The 4,777-nt window shown below is 45.4% G+C and carries 9 protein-coding genes; 1 reads left to right on the plus strand and 8 read right to left on the minus strand.

Annotated elements, in window-relative coordinates; translation table 11 throughout:
* From ACMGDE_RS19855 to ACMGDE_RS19885, 8 genes are all read right to left on the minus strand, one after another.
* On the minus strand, window positions 1-177 hold a 177-nt coding region (locus ACMGDE_RS19855; RefSeq protein ID WP_436834588.1), incomplete at its 3' end, for a DUF7683 domain-containing protein.
* A gap of 3 nt (window positions 178-180) precedes the next feature.
* Window positions 181-597, minus strand: a complete 417-nt coding sequence (locus ACMGDE_RS19860; RefSeq protein ID WP_436834581.1) for a DUF4279 domain-containing protein — start codon at window positions 595-597, stop codon at window positions 181-183.
* A complete protein-coding gene (locus tag ACMGDE_RS20060) occupies window positions 584-754 on the minus strand; it encodes a polymorphic toxin type 33 domain-containing protein (protein WP_495911618.1) in 171 nt (56 codons plus the stop codon). Before ACMGDE_RS20060 ends, ACMGDE_RS19860 begins: the two co-directional genes overlap by 14 nt.
* 335 nt (window positions 755-1,089) lie before the next feature.
* Window positions 1,090-1,395: a MafI2 family immunity protein gene (locus ACMGDE_RS19865; RefSeq protein ID WP_436834582.1), complete on the minus strand. Its 306-nt coding sequence runs from the start codon at window positions 1,393-1,395 to the stop codon at window positions 1,090-1,092.
* A gap of 10 nt (window positions 1,396-1,405) precedes the next feature.
* The gene (locus tag ACMGDE_RS19870) at window positions 1,406-1,576 is read right to left on the minus strand and encodes a polymorphic toxin type 50 domain-containing protein (RefSeq protein ID WP_436834583.1); all 171 of its coding nucleotides are present in this window, start codon (window positions 1,574-1,576) and stop codon (window positions 1,406-1,408) included.
* Window positions 1,569-2,039, minus strand: a complete 471-nt coding sequence (locus ACMGDE_RS19875; protein ID WP_436834584.1) for a hypothetical protein — start codon at window positions 2,037-2,039, stop codon at window positions 1,569-1,571. Before ACMGDE_RS19875 ends, ACMGDE_RS19870 begins: the two co-directional genes overlap by 8 nt.
* The gene (locus ACMGDE_RS19880; RefSeq protein ID WP_436834585.1) at window positions 2,039-3,064 is read right to left on the minus strand and encodes an RHS repeat-associated core domain-containing protein; all 1,026 of its coding nucleotides are present in this window, start codon (window positions 3,062-3,064) and stop codon (window positions 2,039-2,041) included. Before ACMGDE_RS19880 ends, ACMGDE_RS19875 begins: the two co-directional genes overlap by 1 nt.
* Window positions 3,065-3,078: 14 nt before the next feature.
* The gene (locus tag ACMGDE_RS19885; protein ID WP_436834586.1) at window positions 3,079-3,606 is read right to left on the minus strand and encodes a hypothetical protein; all 528 of its coding nucleotides are present in this window, start codon (window positions 3,604-3,606) and stop codon (window positions 3,079-3,081) included.
* Between the two features lie 138 nt (window positions 3,607-3,744).
* Between ACMGDE_RS19885 and ACMGDE_RS19890 the strand changes: the two genes are divergently transcribed.
* Window positions 3,745-4,200 (plus strand): helix-turn-helix domain-containing protein, encoded by a 456-nt coding sequence (locus ACMGDE_RS19890; protein WP_436834587.1) that lies wholly within the window; start codon window positions 3,745-3,747, stop codon window positions 4,198-4,200.
* The last annotated feature ends 577 nt before the right edge of the window (window positions 4,201-4,777 follow it).

Raw genomic sequence — 4,777 nt, forward strand, 5'->3', positions numbered from 1 at the left:
TAACAAACTCAATTCCTTTCCCTGTTCTACGTCAATGCTATAGGGATTATACATCAAAGGGTCGTTATCGGGAGGGTTGAAGATATGTTTCAACACCTCCAAAGATATCCTATCAACATTATATTCCCCAATTAGTTCTTCGGTATTACTGTCGAACCAACTAATTACTCGTTCCACGTACTATTCTTCTAAGCAATAGATATCGAAGTCAAATTCGATTTTAACCTTTCTAATCACCTCTATATAACGGGGGCCAAAATGTATCCAAGGTATACTTTCTTCGCTTTTCGGTTGAATAAATAATGCACATGAAAATTCACATAAATACTTATTACAAACGGCCTCAAACTTGTCGATTTTAGACTCTATAATATCCAGGAGCGCACCCATTTTTTCATTGAAATCAGCAAACCTCTCCGCGGGGGAGTCAAGGAACCAAGCATTCTCTTTCGCCAATCTTGGAAATTTGGGATTCATCCGTTCGCCTTCAATAAAAATTTTTGAAGGTGCGACATCTAATATTTTCGTTAGGTCGTCATGGCTGATATCCTTGAATCCCCAAACGCAAAAGCTTAATTTAATCTCATGCCTTTCCATAAATTGTCCTATAGATTTTTAAGGTTAATCCCAATTGGTTCTCCCGGTCCGTTGCCTCCTTTTGGCTTTCATACACATTGCAATCTTTATCTTTATATAAATCTCTTTGCCCTCCATGGTTACCTTTCTCGCGATGTGTCCAACATTCTGCTCCAATTGTTTAATTTCACCAGGACTTAGTTTTTTATCGTCTCGCCAATTCCTACTCTCGGAATTCACGGTTGAGGGATTATTCTGACTATTATCAATACCTGGTATAACAATGGGTGGCGGCGGCCCGAATCTTCTCGGATCGACTTCCCAATAGTTCATTTCGGACTGCCAGTTTGCCGGAAGAAGGATTGCTCCTATGGTCATTCCCACTCCCGAAGCGGCGGTAGTAGGTTTGACTTGCTCTAGGTTTCCATCTTTTTTATCCTCCACTCTTCTTCCAAACCTACTCTATGGGCAGAATATCCTAACCCTATCTCTATTACATCTTTAATGCTACTATCATGATTCATCATTTCTTATGTAAACCCATGATGCTAAGCTGTCTAATTGAGAGAAGGGTTTAACAGAGTAAACGCAGTGTTCTTCAACTTCCTTAAAGTCAATATCGGCACACACTTCGGCCGTCACTTCACCAAGATTTTCGTAATCTTCGTCTCTTGGCTCCCTGTCCAGATAACAAATGACTTTAAGTTTGCGGATATCTTCAAACCCAACAGCTACTGCTCCTACAGAAGGATAGATTTTCCCCCACAATGCCCGCTGCATTGAAATCAATAACGCTTGCCTTATTTCTGTCTCGTTCATTTTAATGTCTTTATGGCCGTGCGGGGATGATATGAGCACCTGTGTGACTATTCACTATAATGCCCTTTGTTGTTGGCATGGCAGCCCCGGTTTGCGGATTTATATAATCACCTATCACTTTTCCGAAATCAACCCTTGTTTTCACTTCGTTTGGGAGCTTTGATTCCCATCTTTCAGCCACGATTTTTACTTTTTTTTATCAATTCATTATACTTCTCCACCTGCGGTGAATTTTCTATGACATTTTTCACCTGTTCGCAATTCAGTGGAATAACGTTTAATCCTTCATCCAAAATTATTAATCCGTTAAAAACACAAAAATCAAGTATCTGACTCAACAAAGCCTCATAATTACTGGTAAAATCTATCCTGAAAGAAACTGATAGAACGAAACCTTCTTCGTCAAAGAATATTTCAAAGCAATTTGACTCTTCGATACCATACAAATCAATATTATCACTCCAAGATTTGGTTTTTATCAGGAACAATTTCACTGCATTAAAAATGCCTTTTTTTAATGGTCTCTTTTTCCAAAAAGATTCCTCGTCAAACTCCTTGTTATCGTAACGAAAAAAACGCCCATCATGAATGACCTCTAAACTTTCCCGAGGCAGCACTCTAAATGTATATTGCCAAATCGCCATTAATATTGGGTATAAATTAAATCGTCAACTGTTTTGTAACCTGCATATGGCAAGTTAACTTTTTCTACGGGAACTTCCTGAATTCCTAACTCTTTTGCTGCTCTTAGCCTATGATGACCATCTACAACGTAATTCTTTCCATTGTGTTCAACAAATTTTATCGGTTCTTTAATACCATTTAGCTTGATATCTGCTTTAAGTTTTGCAAATGCAGTTTTGGATTTGGTTATACTATGGGTTACTACTAACTTAGAAGTACTCAACTTGGTTATCCTGTTAGCAGCATTTACTGTTTGATTAATAGTTATAGAGCCTATTTTAACTTCACTTAATAAACCTGCTGTATATAGCTCAGCCAATGAAGTTCCGAAATTCCCTACCGATAGCAAGTAGTTACCATCGGCAAGATTGTTACCACTTTCGGCAGCCGCACCCAAGATTGGAATATGGTATGTCCATGTTGGCCAGCGGAAATTGTTCACGGTAACCCAAACCTTCTGCAAAATGCCCCCATTCCTTGTCGTGGTGTCCGAAGCTGCCATACCATCCGGGTCGATATATCGCAAAGGATTGTTTAGGGCATAGTTATAGGGCGACACATTGTCAAACTCATCTGCCAACGGGTCAACACTCCCCCACCTCCCAATCACCGGATCATAGAACCTTGCCCCGTAATCGTACTGCTTGATGCCGTCCTGCAGCTCCTTGCCGCCATAAAGATAATTATTTTTGGGCGATCCCTGCCGTGCAATCGCCTGCACGTATTGCAGTCCGAACGGATAGTAATCGGTCGTGAAGTCCGGTACGGTCACGTTCGTCCCCCCGGCGAAACCCGCCCGGTTGTTGCCTAGGTGGTCGCGCAGGAAGTAATGGTAGGTGTACGTGTCGCCGCTCCGCACGATCCGTCCCTCCTTCGTGTGGATCAGCTCCATCGTCCCGCCCACGTACTCGATCCCGTCGATGTAGTCCCGCGTCTGCCCGCTGGCACCGTACACATACGTCACGCCTCCCGCGACGGCCGTCACCTGCTGCGGCAGGTTCAGGTGTTGTAGGTGATGCCGCTGATGTTGTTCCTGCTGTGCGTCGCCGCCGTATTCGTGTTCGCCCGCGCCAGCATGTTCCCGTTGTTGTCCCAGGCGTAGTTGGTCAGTGCCGGGAGCTGGAACGGATCCGTGCCCGTGGTGGTTGCCAGTGTGTCGTACACCGACGCCAGCACGTTGCCCCAGATGCCGTAGTCGTACCGCAGCCGGTCGACCACCGTGCCCGAGCCGTCCGTGCGCTGCAGCGAGCTGATGTTGCCGTTTTTTGTATACGTCAGCGTTTCCCCGCCCCTGCCGGACCCTATCGTCCCCTGGATCAGCCGGCCCGCCCCGTCGTACCGGTAGTTGTAGGTATCCGAGACCCATGCGGGCGGCGACCCCGTATTGCCCCGCCGCATGAATACCTGGTGGGAGATGTTGCCGTTGTACTGCCGGTTGGAGGCCGTGTCCTGGTAGCGCAGCAGCTGCCGGAAAAGCTCCGAATGTGTGTAGCGCAGCCACCCCCGCGGGTTGTAGCTGTAATTCACCGTTTCGGCGAACGAGGTGCCGTCCGTGCTGTGCAGGCTCCTGGAGCGCAGCTGCCCGACGCACTAAATTTCCCTGCTGGAAACTTTGATTGAATCCTTGGTTTTTGAACCACAACCTAAAATCATATATTTGATCCTATGAACGCAGCATTCCAGGAAGACAAGATCCACGAAGGACACAACTTAAAACGTATCCGCGAAATCATCGGATTGAAACAATCGGCATTGGGTAGCTTATGCCCAAGTAAATTCACCCAGCAGCGTATATCGGAATTCGAGAATTCGATTCAGATTGATGAACCCATCTTGGCGGAACTGGCCGAGGCATTGGGCGTTACTCCCGAGTTCGTACGGAATTTCAGGGAGGAGAAAGCAATCTATAATATTCAGAATTATAATACTTTTGAGGTGTCCGAAAAGTCGGCTGGAATTAATAATCAACCAACCATCACACATGATTCAGCGGACAAGATTGCTGCATTACTCGAAAAGTTCATCGAAGAAGACCGGGCGAAAACCGAATCCATTGCCGCATTGAGCAAGGCCGTATTGGACCTGGCGGAGGAGGTGAAGAAGCTAAAGGGCAAAAAGTGATCATTTATATGCTTTCCACAGGGAAAAGGGCTGGTCGCATGGAGAACTGACCACCGAGCGAGGCGACGCCGTGCCCTCCATCGAGGCCGCGAAGAAAACCGGCAAGGGCACTTGGCCTCACCCTCGACTACCTCAGAGATGAGGCCCGATGGATCGGCTTTCGACCGGAGGGCCCACCTGCCGATCACCGGATCATAGAATTTGGCCCCGTAGTCATGCTTTTAGCCTAATTTTAAGATTAACCCTTTACTACCTACCTCTTCTTTATCAGGAGACCACAAAATACCTTGTAGAGAATCCACAATAATATGATCGCAATTAATGTATCAAATATCGTAATAAACGTATTCTCGGACGCACCTCCTGGATTTATGGATTCATGAATAGTAAATGGCAACATATTAAACAGGTTGGGCATTGTCAAAACATACCATAAAAACAAACCCGATATTGGCAACGCCATTATAGATGCCAAAATCCTACGTTTTTTGGAATATTCCAGGTAGTGTAACGTGAACTGTGTCATCCGGATCAACCTATTCCTAAACGCTATTTTGATCCAGCCTTAGCCTTTCAC

This window comes from Parapedobacter brassicae (genome assembly GCF_051400755.1).
Taxonomy (GTDB): domain Bacteria; phylum Bacteroidota; class Bacteroidia; order Sphingobacteriales; family Sphingobacteriaceae; genus Parapedobacter.